This window comes from Microvirga sp. (assembly GCF_014699075.1).
Lineage (GTDB): Bacteria > Pseudomonadota > Alphaproteobacteria > Rhizobiales > Beijerinckiaceae > Microvirga.
Map to the genome: position 1 here is coordinate 51537 of NZ_JACXAB010000005.1, position 15950 is coordinate 67486.

Annotated in this window: 13 protein-coding genes; 5 read left to right on the plus strand and 8 right to left on the minus strand. The window is 66.0% G+C overall.

Annotated elements, in window-relative coordinates:
* Positions 1-41: 41 nt before the first annotated feature.
* The 6 genes from hisG to IC232_RS09925 form a co-directional block, all read right to left on the minus strand.
* A complete protein-coding gene (gene hisG / locus IC232_RS09900) occupies positions 42-1016 on the minus strand; it encodes an ATP phosphoribosyltransferase (protein ID WP_190844761.1) in 975 nt (324 codons plus the stop codon).
* Positions 1016-2110 carry an ATP phosphoribosyltransferase regulatory subunit gene (locus IC232_RS09905; protein WP_190844762.1) on the minus strand — a complete coding sequence of 365 codons (1095 nt, stop codon included), beginning with the start codon at positions 2108-2110 and terminating at the stop codon, positions 1016-1018. The genes hisG and IC232_RS09905 overlap by 1 nt, the downstream gene beginning before the upstream one ends.
* Before the next feature lie 343 nt (positions 2111-2453).
* Positions 2454-2894 carry a hypothetical protein gene (locus IC232_RS09910; protein WP_190844763.1) on the minus strand — a complete coding sequence of 147 codons (441 nt, stop codon included), beginning with the start codon at positions 2892-2894 and terminating at the stop codon, positions 2454-2456.
* A 70-nt stretch (positions 2895-2964) separates the two neighbouring features.
* Entirely contained in the window at positions 2965-4449 is a 1485-nt protein-coding gene (gene hisS, locus IC232_RS09915) for a histidine--tRNA ligase (protein WP_190844764.1), read from the minus strand.
* 360 nt (positions 4450-4809) lie between these two features.
* Positions 4810-6159 (minus strand): aspartate aminotransferase family protein, encoded by a 1350-nt coding sequence (locus IC232_RS09920; RefSeq protein ID WP_190844765.1) that lies wholly within the window; start codon positions 6157-6159, stop codon positions 4810-4812.
* A gap of 101 nt (positions 6160-6260) precedes the next feature.
* Positions 6261-6482 (minus strand): heavy-metal-associated domain-containing protein, encoded by a 222-nt coding sequence (locus IC232_RS09925; protein WP_190844766.1) that lies wholly within the window; start codon positions 6480-6482, stop codon positions 6261-6263.
* A gap of 168 nt (positions 6483-6650) precedes the next feature.
* On the opposite strand from IC232_RS09925, the gene IC232_RS09930 reads away from it, so the two are divergent.
* The 3 genes from IC232_RS09930 to IC232_RS09940 all read left to right on the plus strand — a co-directional run bounded on the left by IC232_RS09930 (position 6651) and on the right by IC232_RS09940 (position 10043).
* On the plus strand, positions 6651-7952 hold the full coding sequence (locus tag IC232_RS09930) for an EAL domain-containing protein (protein ID WP_190844767.1): 1302 nt from the start codon (positions 6651-6653) through the stop codon (positions 7950-7952).
* 50 nt (positions 7953-8002) lie between these two features.
* Positions 8003-8878, plus strand: a complete 876-nt coding sequence (locus IC232_RS09935; RefSeq protein WP_190844768.1) for a TIGR01459 family HAD-type hydrolase — start codon at positions 8003-8005, stop codon at positions 8876-8878.
* A 220-nt stretch (positions 8879-9098) separates the two neighbouring features.
* Positions 9099-10043, plus strand: coding sequence for a bifunctional riboflavin kinase/FAD synthetase (locus tag IC232_RS09940; RefSeq protein ID WP_190844769.1), 945 nt, complete (start codon positions 9099-9101; stop codon positions 10041-10043).
* A gap of 263 nt (positions 10044-10306) precedes the next feature.
* On the opposite strand, the gene IC232_RS09945 is transcribed toward IC232_RS09940, so the two are convergent.
* Positions 10307-11476 (minus strand): DUF3095 domain-containing protein, encoded by a 1170-nt coding sequence (locus IC232_RS09945; protein ID WP_190844770.1) that lies wholly within the window; start codon positions 11474-11476, stop codon positions 10307-10309.
* A 10-nt stretch (positions 11477-11486) separates the two neighbouring features.
* Positions 11487-11990 carry a peptide-methionine (R)-S-oxide reductase MsrB gene (msrB, locus tag IC232_RS09950; protein ID WP_190844771.1) on the minus strand — a complete coding sequence of 168 codons (504 nt, stop codon included), beginning with the start codon at positions 11988-11990 and terminating at the stop codon, positions 11487-11489.
* A gap of 291 nt (positions 11991-12281) precedes the next feature.
* Here msrB and ileS point away from each other — a divergent pair, with 291 nt between their 5' ends.
* Positions 12282-15281: an isoleucine--tRNA ligase gene (ileS, locus tag IC232_RS09955; protein WP_190844772.1), complete on the plus strand. Its 3000-nt coding sequence runs from the start codon at positions 12282-12284 to the stop codon at positions 15279-15281.
* A gap of 119 nt (positions 15282-15400) precedes the next feature.
* Positions 15401-15901 carry a signal peptidase II gene (lspA, locus tag IC232_RS09960; protein ID WP_190845047.1) on the plus strand — a complete coding sequence of 167 codons (501 nt, stop codon included), beginning with the start codon at positions 15401-15403 and terminating at the stop codon, positions 15899-15901.
* Positions 15902-15950 lie beyond the last annotated feature (49 nt).

A 15950-nucleotide genomic window follows, 5' to 3' on the forward strand; every position in this document is an offset into this window, starting at 1 on the left:
TCAGCGGCGATGTTGTCCTACCCTCGCGTGAGGAATCGCACCTAACCAATTCGCCGCAGCAGCCGCTCGGTAAGAGCGTTCGTGGGGCGGAACAGATAATCGAGGGCCCGGACGGAGATGTCCTGAGCCCCGAGACTCTGCAGGGCCGTCACGATGTCGAACACCTTTGCGGTCCGGCAATGGAGCACGACCTCGCGCCCCAGGGCGTTGCCGTAAGGGAGAGTTGCGCCATGCTCCCTGGCGAGCGGCGCCAGCGCCGATGCTTTCGCCGGATCGAGGCATGCCCGAACCTCGCGGCTGGTGCGTGCTTCTTCCTCGGCGGCGATGCGCGTCAGCACGGCCGTCGCGGCAGCCTTGGCCCGGTCCGTCCAGGGCGTTCGGGCGGAAGCCACGAGATTGGCCTCGGAGCGCAGCATCACGCCGTCGTCGAGGATTTTCAGGGCGTTGGCCGCAAGCGTCGCGCCGGTGGTGGTGATATCGACGATCAGCTCCGCGGAGCCTGCGCCCGGCGCGCCTTCCGTGGCCCCCAGGCTCTCGACGATCCGGTAGTCGGACACGCCCTTCTCGGCAAAGAAGCGGCGGGTGAGGTTCACGTACTTCGTCGCCACCCGCATCTTGGTGCCGTGGCGGGCTCGCATGTCGGCCGCCACCTCGTCGAGGTCGGCCATGGTACGCACGTCGATCCAGGCCTGCGGCACGGCCACGACCACGTTGGCATGGCCGAAGCCCAGCGGCGTCAGCAATTCGACGGCCGTGTCCGCATCGGGGATCTGCTCGCGGACCAGATCCTCGCCGGTGATGCCGAGATGGGCCGTGCCCGAGCTCAGCTGGCTGACGATCTCGGAAGCCGACAGAAACGCGACCTCCACGTCGGGCACGCCCGCCAGGGTGCCGCGATAATCGCGCGCCCCACGGGACTGGGTGAACACCAAACCGGCGCGGGCGAAGAACGCGGCCGCGTTCTCCTGGAGGCGGCCCTTGGAGGGGACGGCCAGGATGAGGGGAGTGTCGGTCATCAGGGCCTCCCCACGATGCGGTCGAGCCAGAAGGAGCAGCCGACCGCCGGGATCGGCGCCTCGGCGCCCAGGTGCTCCAGGAGGCGGTCATAGCGCCCGCCGCCGACGACCGGCTTGCCATCGTGGCGGCGCGGGTCCTGCACCTCGAAGATGAAGCCCGTGTAGTAGTCGAGGTTCCGCGCGAAGGTGGCGGCGAACGAGAAGCGGCCGACGTCGAGGCCGCGGGCGGCCATGAAGCCGGTGCGCTCCTCGAAAAGGGTCAGGGCCGGGCCGATGTCGAGGCCTGAATTCCTCGCAAGCGCCCTGACCGCGTGGGCTGCCTGATCCGGATCGCCGCTAATGGCGAGATAGCGCTCCAGCACCTGCCGGGCCTCATCGGTGAGGCCGGTGCGGTTTGCCGCGCGGGCCAGGAAGCGCTCGGCGATTTCGCCCGCGCTGCGCCCGCCGACCCGGGCGATGCCCGCGATCGACAGAATGTCCTCGACAAAGGCTTTTGCCGCCTGGGGCGCCTGCCCCTCGATGGCGGCGAGAAGGCCTGCGTGTTCTTGGGAGCCCGGGCCCTCGGGTTCGGCAAGGCTCGACAGGCCCTGGCCCGACACGATGGCGCGGATCACGCGCCTCTTGGCAGCGGGCGCAACCCCCAGGGCGTCGATCAGGGCGTGCAGGAGACCCATGTCGCCGAGCTTCACGATAGGGGCGGGGCCGCTGATCCGGGCCAGCCCTTCCAGGGCCAGCGCCAGGATCTCGGCGTCCACGGCCGACACATCCGTCCGGCCGATGGATTCCAATCCCGCCTGCAGGAACTCGCCGCTCTCAGCATGGCGCATGCGGAAGACCGGGCCGCCATAGGAATAGCCCAGGGGCTCGGCGCCGCGCTGGGCGAGATGCTGGAGGCAGACGGGGATGGTGTATTCCGGCCTGAGGCACAGCTCCGTGCCGGCCGCATCCTGCGTCACGAACATGCGCCGCCGGATATCCTCGCCCGACAGGTCGATGAACACGTCCGCCGGCTGGAGGACCGGCGGCTCGACACGCGCATAGCCCTCGCGCTCGAACAGCGCGATCAGCGCAACAATGGCATCCGTCTCCGTCACTGGCCTGGCCCAATCCTTATGCTGGCATGCTCTCTAGCAATGCCCGGGCGCGAAGGCGATTGTTTTTGGCAGGAAGGGTGAACGGAGGAGGGGGTGAGACCCAAGGACGTCATCCCGGACGGCAACGCCGATCCGGGATCGTTTTCAATATATGGCTCTGCTTTCCCTCTCCCGGTGGGAGAGGGTTGGGGTGAGGGGTTACAGTCTTATCCGGAGAGGACGCTAACCCCTTACTCGCGCCGACAGCGCGACCTCTCCCTCAGGGAGAGGTGAAGGGCGCCTCACTCGTCTAGCAATCCCGGGTTCTGCTGCGCAGTCCCGGGATGACGGAATGCCCGAAGCCTCAGCGCTTCGCGGCCGTGTCGCTCTTGGCCTTCGTCGTCTTGCGCTTGCTGTGGTCGCTGGAGCGGTTCACGTATTTGACCTTCTTGGGCTCCGCCTTCTTGTCCGAGCCACCCTCGTCGCCCATCAGGCTCGGGGGCAGGAAGTGGCGGGCGGCTTCGGTTACGACGCCTGCGACGGCGCCAGCGGCGGTCTGGGTCAGGTCGGCGGTCTGGGAGCCAGCATCGGCAACGGCCGCGCCAGCCTTCTTGGCGGTGCGGGTCTTGGTCAAGGCGGCTGCGGCTGCGATGAGCGCCTCGGCCAAGATTTCGCGCCCGAGATCCGTGTTGATCAGATCCATGATGCCCGACTTCTTGGCGGATTTCGCCAGCTTCGTGCCGGTGCTCTTGCCGGACGATTTCTTCGCCTTGGATGGGGTCTTCTTGTCCTTGGCCTTCGCCATGTTCGTCTCCTGATGGTCAAGCTTCCGAGACAACCCGGACCTACGCACAGGGGTTCCCGAAAGGCCAAGCTTACCCGAAATGGCGGGCGAGAACCTCGCGCACGGCCTCGACCAGCTTGCCCTCGGACACCGAGAACTGCGCCGGGCGGGCGGCCTTCCATTCCTCGTTGGACGCGATGGCCCGGGCCGCCTTGGCGCCCTCGATCAGATCCTTGATCTCGACCTCGCCGCGCTCGCGCTCGTTGGAGCCCTGAATGATCACGCAGGGGCTCTGCCGCTTGTCGGCATATTTCATCTGGGCCTTCATGCCCGAGGAGCCGAGATAGAGCTCGGCCCGGATGCCGGCCTGGCGCAGGGCGGAGACCATGCGCTGGTAGGCGGCGATCTGGTCCTTGTCCATGACGAGCACCACCACGGGGCCGGGTGTCTGCGCGCCCGACACGATGGGGCTCTTCACCATCTGCAGGGCCGAGAGCAGGCGCGAGACGCCGATGGAGAAGCCTGTCGCCGGAACAGGCTCGGAGCGGAAGCGGCCCACGAGGCCGTCATAGCGCCCGCCGCCGCCCACGGAGCCGAAGCGGACGGGACGCCCGTCCTCGTCCTGCACCTGGAAGGCCAGCTCGGCCTCGTAGACGGGGCCGGTGTAGTATTCGAGGCCGCGCACGACGGAGGGGTCGATGGTGACACGATCCTCGTAGCCGGAAGAGGCGACCAGCGAGGCGATCTCCGCAAGTTCGTCTGCGCCTTCCAGGCCGCGGGCGGAAGAGCCGACAACCTTGCGCAGATTCTCGACCGTTGCCGCATTGCCCGCGCCTTTGGCGGCCGTGAAGGCGAGCACGCGTTCGATGGCATCAGCCTCGAGGCCTGCGCCTTTGGTGAAGTCGCCGCTCTCGTCCTTGCGGCCTGAGCCGAGAAGCTGGCTCACGCCCTCAGGCCCAAGGCGATCGAGCTTGTCGATGGCACGCAGCACCGTGAGGCGCTGGCCAGCCTTATCCTCGCCGCCGAGGCCGATGGCCTCGAGCACACCGTCCAGAACCTTGCGGTTGTTTATCTTGATGATGAAGTCGCCGCGCTTGAGCCCAAGCCGCTCCATCGTATCGGCGGCCATCATGCAGATTTCCGCGTCCGCCGCGACGGAGGCCGCGCCCACCGTGTCGGCGTCGAACTGCATGAACTGGCGGAAGCGGCCGGGGCCCGGCTTCTCGTTGCGGAACACCCAGCCGGCCCGGTAGCTCCGATACGGCTTGGGCAATGCATCGAAGTTCTCAGCCACATAGCGGGCGAGCGGCGCGGTCAGGTCGTAGCGCAGCGACAGCCACTGATCGTCGTCGTCCTGGAACGAGAACACGCCCTCGTTCGGCCGATCCTGGTCGGGCAGGAACTTGCCGAGCGAGTCCGTATACTCGACGAACGGCGTCTCGACTCCCTCGAAGCCGTAGAGCTCATAGGATTCACGGATCGCCGCGAGCATGCGCTCGGTGGCGGCGAGATCGGCGGGAGTGCGGTCGGCAAAGCCGCGCGGGGCGCGGGCCTTGATCGTGTCGGCCTTGGACATGGATTTTACAGCAGCCGTTGGAATGGGAAAAACGTGCTGCGGTCCTACTCCCTGCGGCGGGGAGGGGCAAGGGTTGTTGCGATGAGCGCAACACCGCCCGTCATCCCGGACGAAGCACAGCGGAGATCCGGGATCGTTTTCAGGACATGATCCCGGCACCTCAACACTGTCATCCCCGCGCAGGCGGGGATCCATAACCACGACGTCTCAGAAGAGGGTGAGCGGTGTCGCGCCCCATTCTGTGACGTCAGCGGTTATGGATTCCTGGCTCCGCTCTGCGGCCCCGGAATGACAGTGCTGGCCTGGTCAGCGATCCCGGATCGGCTGCGCCGTCCGGGATGACGATGAGAGGGGCGTGGGCTAAGCCACCGCCTTGATCACCTTGGTGAGCTTCTCGACGATCTCGCCGATCTGCGCCTCGGTGATGATCAGCGGCGGCGAGAGGGCGATGGTGTCGCCGGTGACGCGCATCATGATGCCGTGCTCCTGGAAGCCGCGGTCCATGGCCTCGAAGGCGCGGGCGCCCACCGCGTCGGGACGCGAGGCGAGGTCGATGGCCCCCACGATGCCGATGGTGCGGATGTCGAGCACGTTCGGCAGGCTCTTGAGACCGTGGATCGCATCGGCCCAGACTGGCTCAAGGGCCTTGGCGCGTTCAAAGAGCTTCTCGTCCCGGTAGATGTCCTGGGCGGCGAGCGCCGCCGCGCAGGCGAGCGGGTGACCGGAATAGGTGTAGCCGTGGAACAGCTCGATCATGTGCTCCGGACCCTTCATGAAGGTGTCGTAGATCCGGTCGCTCACCAGCACGCCGCCCATGGGCACGGCGCCGGAATTCACCCCCTTGGCGAAGGTGATCATGTCCGGGACGACGCCGTAGCGCTCGGCCGCGAAGGCCGTGCCGAGGCGCCCGAAGCCGGTGATGACCTCGTCGAAGATCAGCAGGATGCCGTGCTTGTCGCAGATCTCGCGCAGGCGCTTGAGATAGCCCTTGGGTGGCGCCAGCACGCCGGTGGAGCCGGCCATCGGCTCGACGATCACGGCCGCAATCGTGGAGGCGTCGTGCAGGGCCACGATGCGCTCCAGCTCGTCCGCCAGATGAGCACCCCATTCGGGCTCGCCGCGGGAGAAGGCCTGCTGTTCGCGGTTGTAGGTGTGGGGCAGGTGGTCGACGCCGGCGAGAAGCGAGCCGAAGAACTGGCGATTCTTGACGATGCCGCCCACCGAGATGCCGCCGAAGCCGACGCCGTGATAGCCGCGCTCGCGGCCGATCAGCCGCGTCTTGCTGCCATGACCCTTGGCGTTCCAATAGGCGAGGGCCACTTTAAGGGCCGTATCCACCGCCTCGGAGCCCGAGTTGCAGAAGAACACGTGGTTCAGGTCGCCGGGGGCGAGCTGGGCGAGGCGCGACGCGAGCGCAAAGCCGCCCGCATGGCCGAACTGGAAGGCCGGCGAGTAGTCGAGCTCCTCGGCCTGGGCTTGGATGGCCCGGGTGATCTCGTCCCGGTTGTGGCCGGCATTGCAGCACCAAAGGCCGGCAGCGCCGTCGATCACCTCACGACCCTCGGGCGTGTAGTAGTACATGTCCTTGGCGCGGGCGATCATGCGCGGGCGCTGCTTGAACGAACGGTTGGCCGTGAACGGAAGCCACCAGGCCTCGAGATCGTTGGGTGCAAGCGAGTCGTTGGCGGCTCTGGAAATCTGGGCGGTCATGGCTAATCCCCGGAAATAGTTGGCCGGGAGCCTAGCAGCCGTTTCCCGAGGCAGCAAAAGGAACTTTACGCCAAGCCATGAGCGGGGCGCAGGCCTTCGCTCTACATCGTCATGCCTGTCGCCTCATAGCCGGCGGAATTGAGGGCCTGTGTCACTTCCAGGGCCTGCGCCGTGGTGACCACATGCACGCGTCCATGATCGAGATCCACCTCAACCTTGGCGCCGGGATCAAGCCGCTGAATCGCCTTGGTGACCGAATTGACGCAGCCCTGGCAGGTCATTCCCTCAACCTGCATGAGCAGGTCTTTGCGAGGCTCTTCCATCGATACGCCCTTTCCAAACTGACTGACCGGTACTGAGCGAGCAACGCGCGGTTGCGCAAAAATGTCCATTGCGGGAATACGAAACTTGCCTCGCGATTCGCCGTGATTCACATTCGGTTAAGACACTGATTCGGGCATCAGCCCCGAGCCAGGGGAGCGGGGGCACCCATGGTCATAACGAAGAAAATAACTCTGGTCCTGCGGGGCCGGAGGGCGGCTCTGCTCGCCTTCACACCGGCCTTTCTGACAGCATCGGCTTCGGCCTATGTGCCGATGGAAGCGGGCCTTGTCATGCCGGCCTTCGCCGTTCTGATCACGATGGTGATCGGCGGTCTCCTCATCCTCCAGCAGCAGGCTGAAGCGGACTTGCAGTCTGCATCGGATCGGTTGAACGAGCGCGAGCCGGCGAACCGCCCTGCCGCTCCGCTGGCCCCGAGATCGGGCAGAACTGCGGGGCAAGGTCCGGCGGTTCTCCTGCGTGACCTCGCCAAAGCCGCGGGTGCGCCGGAGAGCACCGCGCAGGCTGCTCCGGTGCTGCGCACCAAGCCTTCCCTGACGCTTGTGGAGGGCTCCGGCGTCGGATCTGAGACCTTTCCCGAGCCATCCCTGCTGCCCTCCATCCGCAGGCTCTCGGCCGATGAGACGAGCCGGATCAGGCTCGTCACCCAGGCTTTCGAGGCGGACCGGATCGAACTGCACCTGCAGCCCATCGTGTCATTGCCTCAGGGTAAGATCCGCTTCTATGAAGTGCTGGCGCGGCTGCGTCTGGCGGACGGGACCCTGCTGGCGCCGGTGGAGTTCCTGCCCATCCTGGAATGCTCCGGCCGTGCTGCCGATTTCGACCGGCGGATCCTGATCCGCGCCATGGCGGTCGCCCGCCATCTCATGGCCCGCGGCAGCGAGGCCATCGTGGGGGTGAACCTGTCGGCTCATGCCATCGTCGAGCCGGGCTTCCTGTGGTCGCTTGCCGGGCTGCTGGATTCCTCACCCGAAATCTTCGGCAGGATCGTCCTGGAGCTGCCCCAGCACAGCTGGCGCCATCTCGATGGCGACCTTAAAAGCGCGCTGGCGAGCCTGCGGGAGCGCGGCGTGCCGTTCTCCCTCGATCGTGCCGCCGATCTCCGCTTCGATGCGCAGGTGCTGGCGGATCTGGGTGTCCGCTTCATGAAGCTGCCGGCCGATCTGCTGATCAGAGCCGCCGAGCGGGAGGACGGACGCTATGCGGGACCGGAGCTCGATGTGCGGGATTTCGCCCCCACACTGCGCCGCCAGGGCATCCGGCTGATCGCCGAACGGGTGGAGGGCGACGACATGGTGCCGGTTCTCGCCGACCTTGGGGTCCAGCTTGCGCAGGGCTTCGCTTTTGCGGCACCGCGCCCGGTCAAGCCGGAGATTGCTGAGGGCGAGCAGGAACTCCCGCGCGCCTTCGGTCTGGAGGATGCGCCAACCCGCCTCCGGCGCGCCGGTTGACTTGGAACGCGCAAGGTCCTACCCGCCGGTCTCCTGATAAGTGAGACCCCATGACCGCTCTGTCCCGACCCCTTCACGTCGGAGGGCTTCAGCCTCTCGCCGAACGCTACGATCTCATCCTCTGCGATGTCTGGGGCGTGCTGCACAACGGCGTCAAAGCCTATGAGTCCGCGAGCGACGCGCTCACGCGCTTTCGTGCCAAGGGCGGCCGGGTCATTCTTGTGTCCAACGCCCCGCGCCCCGGCGCCTCGGTGGGAACGCAGCTCGACGGGTTTCGGGTGCCCCGCTCGGCCTATGACGCCATCGTCACCTCGGGCGACCTGACCCGGCTTGCGATCCAGGAGCGTATCGACAAGGTGGTGCACCATATCGGGCCGCCCCGCGACATGCCGATCTACAATGGTCTCGACGTGCGCTTCGGCTCCATCGCGGAGGCGGAGTACGTGGTCTGCTCCGGCTTCGACAATGACGAGGAGGAGACGGTCGAGGATTACCGCCCGCAGCTCGAGGCCATGCGCCGGTGCAACCTTTTGATGGTCTGTGCCAACCCCGACCTCGTGGTCGAGCGCGGTCACATGATCCTGCCGTGCGCGGGCACCATCGCGCTTGCTTATGAGGAGATGGGCGGCGAGGTCTTCTATGCGGGAAAGCCGCACCGCCCGGTCTATGAGCGGGCCCTGGCCGTGGCGTCCGATCTCGCCGGCCATCCGATCCCGAAGGAGAGGGTGCTGGCCGTCGGCGATGCGATCCGCACCGACATCGCAGGCGCCGTGGGCTTCGGCATCGACGCCCTGATGATCGCCCGCGGCATCCACGCGGAGGAGTTGGGTCTGCATAAGGGCGATCTCGTCTCCGATCACGTGCAGAACTGGGTGGAACGGCAGCCGGTTCGGCCGACCGCTTTTACGGATGTGCTGTCCTGGTGAAGCTGCTGAAGGTTGCAGGTGTCATCCCCGGCGGCCGTAGGCCAGGAAGGGGATCCATAACTCGACGCGTGTGAGTGGATTCCCTTCCCCTCCGCTGACGCTCCGGCCGGGAATGACACCGCGAGAGCCGCCCTCATCTCTTCCCTTGACCCGCTGCATGCTTTTCGACAGGGTCGCGCGGCACTGACCCGTCCCAGATGAGTTCCGAGGTTCTCCCCTGATGCCCACCCCCTTCGCGATCTGCCGCGATGGCGAGCCTGTGCCCGAGAGCCTCAAGGGAGCCGTTGCGGCCATCGGCAATTTCGACGGTGTGCATCGCGGCCACCGGCATCTCCTGACCATGGCGCTGAACTCCGGACGGCCTGCTGCCGTCGTCACGTTCGAGCCGCATCCGCGCACCTTCTTCCAACCCGACAGGCCGCTGTTTCGCCTGACGCCGGAGCCCGTGAAGCTGGCGATCTTCGCGCGGCTCGGCCTCGCGGGCGTTTTCCAGAGGCGTTTCGACGGGGCGCTCGCCGCGCTCACGGCCGCGGGCTTCGTGGACCTGCTGGCGAAAGACCTGGAATTGTCGGGTGTTGTGATCGGCCACGACTTTCATTTCGGCCGGGGGCGCGAGGGCAATCCGGAGCGCATGAGCGAATTGTGCCGGGAGCGGGGGCTCGACTGCATCATAGCGCCCGCCATCGTCGAGGGCACGGAGCCGGTCTCCTCCAGCGCCATCCGGGCTGCTCTTGAGGCGGGTGACATCGCCACGGCCAACCGGCTCCTTGGCTATCGCTGGTTCGTCCGCTCCGAGGTTCGCCATGGCGACAAGCGCGGGCGTGTTCTGGGTTACCCGACGGCCAACATGCGTTTGCCCGACGATTGCCGCCTGCGGCACGGCATCTCTGCGGTAAGGGCATCGGTTGGCGGTACTCTCGTGGACGGCGTCGCAAGCTTCGGCCGCCGCCCGACCTTCGACAACGGAGCGCCACTCCTTGAGGTGCACCTCTTCGATTTCGCCGGCGATCTCTACGGTCAGATCATGGACGTGGAGTTCATCGGCTGGATTCGGGGAGAGGAGCGGTTCGACGGCGTCGAGGCGCTGATCGCCCAGATGGATCGGGATTCGGTCGAGGCGAAGCGGATGCTTGCTGAAGATCCTACGGTTTCGATGATCGGGTGAACCCGTAAGTCGTCATCCCGGACGGAGCGCAGCGAAGATCCGGGATCGTTTTCAGGCCAGAGCGCCGGAACCTCCGCACTGTCATCCCCGCGCAGGCGGGGATCCATAACCACGACGTTTCGGAACAGAGCAAACAGCGTCACGCTTCATTCTGCATCATTAGCGGTTATGGATCCCGGGCTCCGCTGCGCGGCCCCGGCATGACAGTGCTGGACTGGTAAAGCGATCCCGGATCGGCTCACGCCGTCCGGATTGATTATGGTTTAGACAGCCGGTTTCATCGCCTGCGCGGCCATGGCGTAGCCGCCCATGGCGCCGTCGACGAAATGGATGTGGTCGGCTCGGGTGGGCGAGGGGACGAAGCATGTCATCAGGGCCGCCTCCTGCCGATGCAGGCCGTGACGGGCGATGCCTTGCTTCTCAGCTTCCGCCAGCATCGTCTCCAGCCGGTCGGCCAGGGCGGGCGTGCAGTCGAGCGTCATTCGAAGGCCGTCGTCGAACTTTCTGAAGTCCGTATTCTCGACAAGCTGGTGGCGGTATCGAGCGGGATCGAAGCCGCCGAAATGGCGACCTGTCCGGAAAATCATGAACGATGCGAGACGCCCGGCCGCAAGCCGCGCCAGGGGCCACAAGTGAAACCCGCCTGTTCTGACCGTCTTCGCTTCGATCCCGAACCCTTGGAACGGGGACGCGAGCGGAGGTCCCTTGTCCGGGAGGGGGCGACCGGCCTCCTGGCCCTCGGCCAAGCCGAGCACCTGGCTGATGAGCGTGTTGAAAGCCCGCATGTCCGCTTCCGGGGTGGGCAAGATGATCAGGGAGAGAATGACGCCGCGTTCCGGCCGGATCTCATCGAAGCGGCAGCTCAGACCTGAGAGGTCGGGCAGGGTGCCCGATGGAGCCGGAGGGATGGCGAAGGCGCCGTTCTTCATCTGCCGCTCTGCATAGGCCAGGCCGCCGCCCGCGAACATGGCGTAGGACACGTCCGGCGAGGCGGAGAACCGCGCGATGCGGACATCGTGGCCCTGGGCCCTGATCTCCGAGACCGGCACGAGGGCAATGCGGAGTTCGAAGCCGAAGGCATCCCGCACCCAGGCTGCAACGGCGCTCAGCGCGTCCCGCGCGATGTCGGATTGTGAGACCGGCAGGGCGAAGCTCGCGCCGTCGCCGCCGAACACGAAGGGGAACTCACTCGTGCCGAGCTTGTTGGCCACCGCGGCGATCACGGCGGCGGCAGCCGTGTTGACTTCCTTGTAGCGTCCCGCCCCGATTGCCGAAGTGGAGCGGACGATGTCGCTGAGACCGAGCACCCAATCGTCCGGAACGGGCATGTAGCGCCCAGGGTCGGTCAGGTCGGAGAAATGGTCGAAGACCGGCAGGCGGGCGTAGAAATCGCCGCCCGCCCTGATGTCGATGTCCTGCCGGCGCGGCTCCATGGCGGGGCCTTTAGCCCGTGACCTCGCCCTCCGGCGCGCCGCGCCCGAGCTCGTCCGGCAGCGGATCGCCCTCGGCGACGAAGCGCATGGAAACCGAGTTCATGCAGTAGCGCTCGCCGGTCGGGGGAGGGCCGTCGTTGAACACGTGGCCGAGATGGCCCTCGCAGCGGGCGCAGCGGATCTCGGTGCGGACCATGCCGTAGCTGGTGTCGCGGATGAAGGCGATGTGGTCACGGTCGATGGGGTCGAAGAAGCTCGGCCATCCGGTGCCGGATTCGAACTTGGTGCCGGCATGGAAGAGCGGCAGTCCGCAGAGGCGGCAGCAATAGGTGCCCTTGTCCTTGGCCTCGTTGAAGATGCCGCAGAAGGGACGCTCCGTGCCATGCTCCAGGAGAACGCGGCGCTCTTCGTCGTCGAGATTGTTCACGAGCGCGCGGAACTGGTCGGGACCCGGGGGCGTCAAGTCGAAGCCTGCCCGCGAGCGCCGTTCGGTCGTGATGGTCGAGTCTGCCATGGGTTGATCCTTCCTGCCGGTCGCCTGTGCATATTGTAAGGCCGGTTTAGGCTCATAAATAGGGATCCCCTCCCGGAATCACCACGCTTTATTATCCGGCCCGGCGCTGCTAAAAGGCTCCCCATGCCCATGGTTTCTCAGGTCCTGCCGGCCGCCCGGATAGGCGCGGCGCGAATTATCGGCCCGGCTTTCGCATGACCTGCGAAGGTCCGGGATCCTAGCCGTTCGCCCCTCAAGAGAAGCCCGATGCGCCCGCTTTGACCCGGGCCACACGAGACCTGATCGACCGTCATGACCGATAAGCCTGCAAGCGCCGCCCGCGACTATTCCGAAACCCTGTTCCTGCCCCAGACTGAGTTCCCCATGCGGGCCGGCCTGCCGCAGCGGGAGCCGCTGCTCCTGCAGCGCTGGAACGAGAAGAGGCTCTACGAGCGCCTGCGCGAGGTCCAGAAAGGCCGTCCGCGCTTCGTGCTCCACGACGGACCTCCCTACGCCAACGGCAATATCCATATCGGCCACGCCCTCAACAAGATCCTGAAGGATCTCGTGGTCCGCTCGCAGGGGATGCTGGGCTTCGATTCCAACTATGTGCCCGGCTGGGACTGCCACGGCCTGCCGATCGAGTGGAAGATCGAGGAGGAGTACCGGGCCAAGGGCAAGAACAAGGACGATGTGGACATCGTCGAGTTCCGCCGCGAGTGCCGCGCCTTCGCCGAAAAATGGATCGATGTGCAGCGCGAGGAGTTCAAGCGCCTCGGCGTCGAGGGCGACTGGACGAACCCGTACCTGACCATGAGCTACGACGCGGAAGCGCAGATCGCTCGCGAGATCATCAAGTTCGCGGTGAGCGATCAGCTCTATCGCGGCTCGAAGCCGGTGATGTGGTCAGCGGTCGAGAAGACGGCGCTTGCCGAGGCCGAGGTCGAGTATCACGAGAAGACCTCCACGACCATCTGGGTGAAGTTCAAGGTCACCAACACGCTCGACGGCGATCTCGACGGCGCGTCCGTGGTGATCTGGACGACGACTCCCTGGACGATCCCGGCCAACCGCGCCATCGCCTATGGCGAGAACATCGCTTACGGCCTCTACAGGGTCACGGAAGCGGCGGAAGACAACTGGGCCAAGGTGGGCGACCGTCTTGTCATCGCCGACAAGCTCGCGGCCGATGTCTTCGCGGCTGCACGTGTTGCCGGATATGAGCGCGTGAAAGACGTGCTGCCGGTGATGCTCGAGCGCTGCGCGCATCCGTTCCGCGGACTTGAGGGTGCGAACGGCTATTGGGATTTCGGCGTGCCGGTGCTGCCTGCCGATTACGTCACTGACGATGCCGGTACGGGCTTCGTGCATACGGCTCCGGGCCACGGCGCCGACGACTACAACACCTATGTGAAGCATCGCGACGTCTTCGCTGCCTGCGGCACGAAAGAGGTGCCGCATACGGTGTCGCCGGACTCGTCCTACTTCCCCGACGTGCCGTTCTTCGCGGGCGAGCGCATCTACGACGACAAGGGCAAGGATGCGGGCGCCAACGAGGCGGTGATCAAGAAGCTCGTCGAGGTCGGCGCGCTGATCGCGCGCGGGCGTCTCAAGCACCAATATCCCCATTCCTGGCGCTCGAAGGGTCCGCTGATCTTCCGCAACACGCCGCAATGGTTCATCTCCATGGACAAACCGCTCGGCCACGAGGGCGGCGTTCAGCAGGCTGCGCCTCTGGTCCTTCAGCCGGAAGAGCCCGCCCGCGATACGCTGCGCACCCGCGCGCTCAGTGCCATCGAGACCGTCGAGTGGGTGCCGGAATCCGGCGAGAACCGCATCAACGGCATGATCGCCAACCGCCCCGACTGGGTGGTATCGCGCCAGCGCGCCTGGGGCGTACCGATCGCCGTTTTCGTGAAGAAGGGCAGCAACGAAATCCTCAAGGACGAGCGCGTCAACGCCGCTATCGCCGAGGCCTTCGAGAAGGAGGGCGCGGATGCGTGGTACGCTGACGACGGTTCGCGCTTCCTCAAGGCCGGCGGCTACGACCTCGCCGACTTCGAGAAGGTGAACGACATCCTCGACGTGTGGTTCGACTCAGGCTGCACGCACGCCTTTGCGCTGGAGAAGCGCGAGGACCTGAAGGTGACGCGCAAGGTCGATGGCGGCCCCGATCAGGTCATGTATCTCGAAGGCTCGGACCAGCACCGCGGCTGGTTCCACTCGTCGCTGCTCGAGAGCTGCGGCACGCGGGGCCGCGCGCCCTACGACATCGTCGTCACGCATGGCTTCACGCTCGACGAGCAGGGCCGCAAGATGTCGAAGTCGCTCGGCAACACGGTCGCGCCTCAGACCATCATCAAGGATTACGGCGCCGACATCCTGCGCCTCTGGACGGCGTCGGTGGATTACTGGGACGACCAGCGCATCGGCCCGGAGATCATCAAGACCACGGCTGAAACCTACCGCAAGCTGCGCAACACGATCCGCTGGATGCTGGGCTCGCTCGCGCATTTCCGCGAAGCCGACAAGGTCGCCTTCAGCGAGATGCCGGAGCTGGAGCGCTTCGTGCTCCACCGTCTGGTGGAACTCGGCGGCGAAGTGCGCGAGGCTTACGGCAACTACGACTACAAGCGCGTGGTCGCCCTGCTGACCTCGTTCATGACCACGGACCTGTCGGCGTTCTACTTCGACATCCGCAAGGACGCGCTCTACTGCGATCCGATCTCGAGCAAGGTGCGCAAGAGCGCGCTGACCGTCATCGACGAAACCTTCCGCTGCGTGGCGACCTGGATTGCGCCGATCCTGGCCTTCACGGCCGAAGAGGCTTGGCTTGAGCGTTATCCCGGCGCCGAGTCGGTGCATCTCGAGACATTCCCCGACGTGCCGGCGGAGTGGCGTGACGACGCGCTCGCAGACCGCTGGTCGAAGGTGCGCCGCGTGCGCCGTGCCGTCACGGGTGCGCTCGAGATCGAGCGTGCGCAGAAGCGCATCGGCGCGAGCCTTGAGGCTGCTCCCGTGGTGCACATTGCGGATGAGAGCCTGTTCAAGGCCGTGCAGGGGCTCGACCTCGCCGAGATCTGCATCACGTCCGGCATCCGGGTGGTGCAGGGCGAAGGGCTAACGGAGGCCTTCCGCCTTGAGGATGTGAAGGGCGTTGCCGTTGTGCCTACCCTCGCCGAGGGACGCAAATGCGCCCGCTCGTGGAAGGTCACTCCGGATGTGGGCACCGACCCGGATTACCCGGACGTGACGCCCCGCGACGCGGCGGCCCTGCGGGAGTGGGACCAGCTGAAGGCGGCAGCGGAATGAGCAAGGCGAACGAGACGGGCGCGCCGCTCCCGGAAGCAGGGTCGGCCTCTCAGGCCGGCCCGCAGCGCCCCGGCGCTGCGACGCGTCCGCGCAGCCCGAGGAACTCCGGCAAGAGCCGCATGGCTCGCAAAGGCCTCTCGGCCGCCGCGATCCTCGGCTTCTCCGCCGCGCTGATCACGCTCGTCCTCGATCAGGCGACCAAGCTCTACACCCTGTTCGTGTTCGACTTGCCGGTGAAGGAGCCGGTGGAGTTCGCGCCCTTCATCAACCTGATCGTGGTCTGGAACCGCGGCATCTCCTATGGGCTGTTCCAGCAGAACTCCGATCTCGGCCGCTGGGCCCTGGTCGTGATCTCGATCCTGGCCGCCATTGGCTTGAGCGTCTGGATCCGCCGCACCTCGGCCAAGCTCCTGGCCGTTTCGCTCGGCCTGATTGTCGGCGGGGCCATCGGCAACGTCATCGACCGGATCGCCTATGGGGCCGTGTTCGATTTCATCCAGTTCCATATCGGCTCATGGTCCTGGTACGTGTTCAACGTGGCCGATGCCGCTATCGTTGCGGGGGTAGCTGGTTTGCTCTATGACTCCTTCGTGCTGGAAGGGCGTCGAGCAAAGAAATAATGTTTCGCAGCGTCCGGCTGCCATATGTTCGCCAGAATGAGCGATCAGG

Excerpts from the sequence above, each read along its gene's own strand:
- hisG (WP_190844761.1), bottom strand. The coding sequence starts at position 1,016 with ATGACCGACACTCCCCTCATCCTGGCCGTCCCCTCCAAGGGCCGCCTC.
- hisS (WP_190844764.1), bottom strand. The coding sequence starts at position 4,449 with ATGTCCAAGGCCGACACGATCAAGGCCCGCGCCCCGCGCGGCTTTGCC.
- IC232_RS09920 (WP_190844765.1), bottom strand. The coding sequence starts at position 6,159 with ATGACCGCCCAGATTTCCAGAGCCGCCAACGACTCGCTTGCACCCAAC.
- IC232_RS09925 (WP_190844766.1), bottom strand. The coding sequence starts at position 6,482 with ATGGAAGAGCCTCGCAAAGACCTGCTCATGCAGGTTGAGGGAATGACC.
- lspA (WP_190845047.1), top strand. The coding sequence starts at position 15,401 with ATGGCTCGCAAAGGCCTCTCGGCCGCCGCGATCCTCGGCTTCTCCGCC.
- ileS (WP_190844772.1), top strand. The coding sequence starts at position 12,282 with ATGACCGATAAGCCTGCAAGCGCCGCCCGCGACTATTCCGAAACCCTG.
- IC232_RS09940 (WP_190844769.1), top strand. The coding sequence starts at position 9,099 with ATGCCCACCCCCTTCGCGATCTGCCGCGATGGCGAGCCTGTGCCCGAG.
- IC232_RS09930 (WP_190844767.1), top strand. The coding sequence starts at position 6,651 with ATGGTCATAACGAAGAAAATAACTCTGGTCCTGCGGGGCCGGAGGGCG.
- msrB (WP_190844771.1), bottom strand. The coding sequence starts at position 11,990 with ATGGCAGACTCGACCATCACGACCGAACGGCGCTCGCGGGCAGGCTTC.
- IC232_RS09945 (WP_190844770.1), bottom strand. The coding sequence starts at position 11,476 with ATGGAGCCGCGCCGGCAGGACATCGACATCAGGGCGGGCGGCGATTTC.
- IC232_RS09910 (WP_190844763.1), bottom strand. The coding sequence starts at position 2,894 with ATGGCGAAGGCCAAGGACAAGAAGACCCCATCCAAGGCGAAGAAATCG.
- IC232_RS09935 (WP_190844768.1), top strand. The coding sequence starts at position 8,003 with ATGACCGCTCTGTCCCGACCCCTTCACGTCGGAGGGCTTCAGCCTCTC.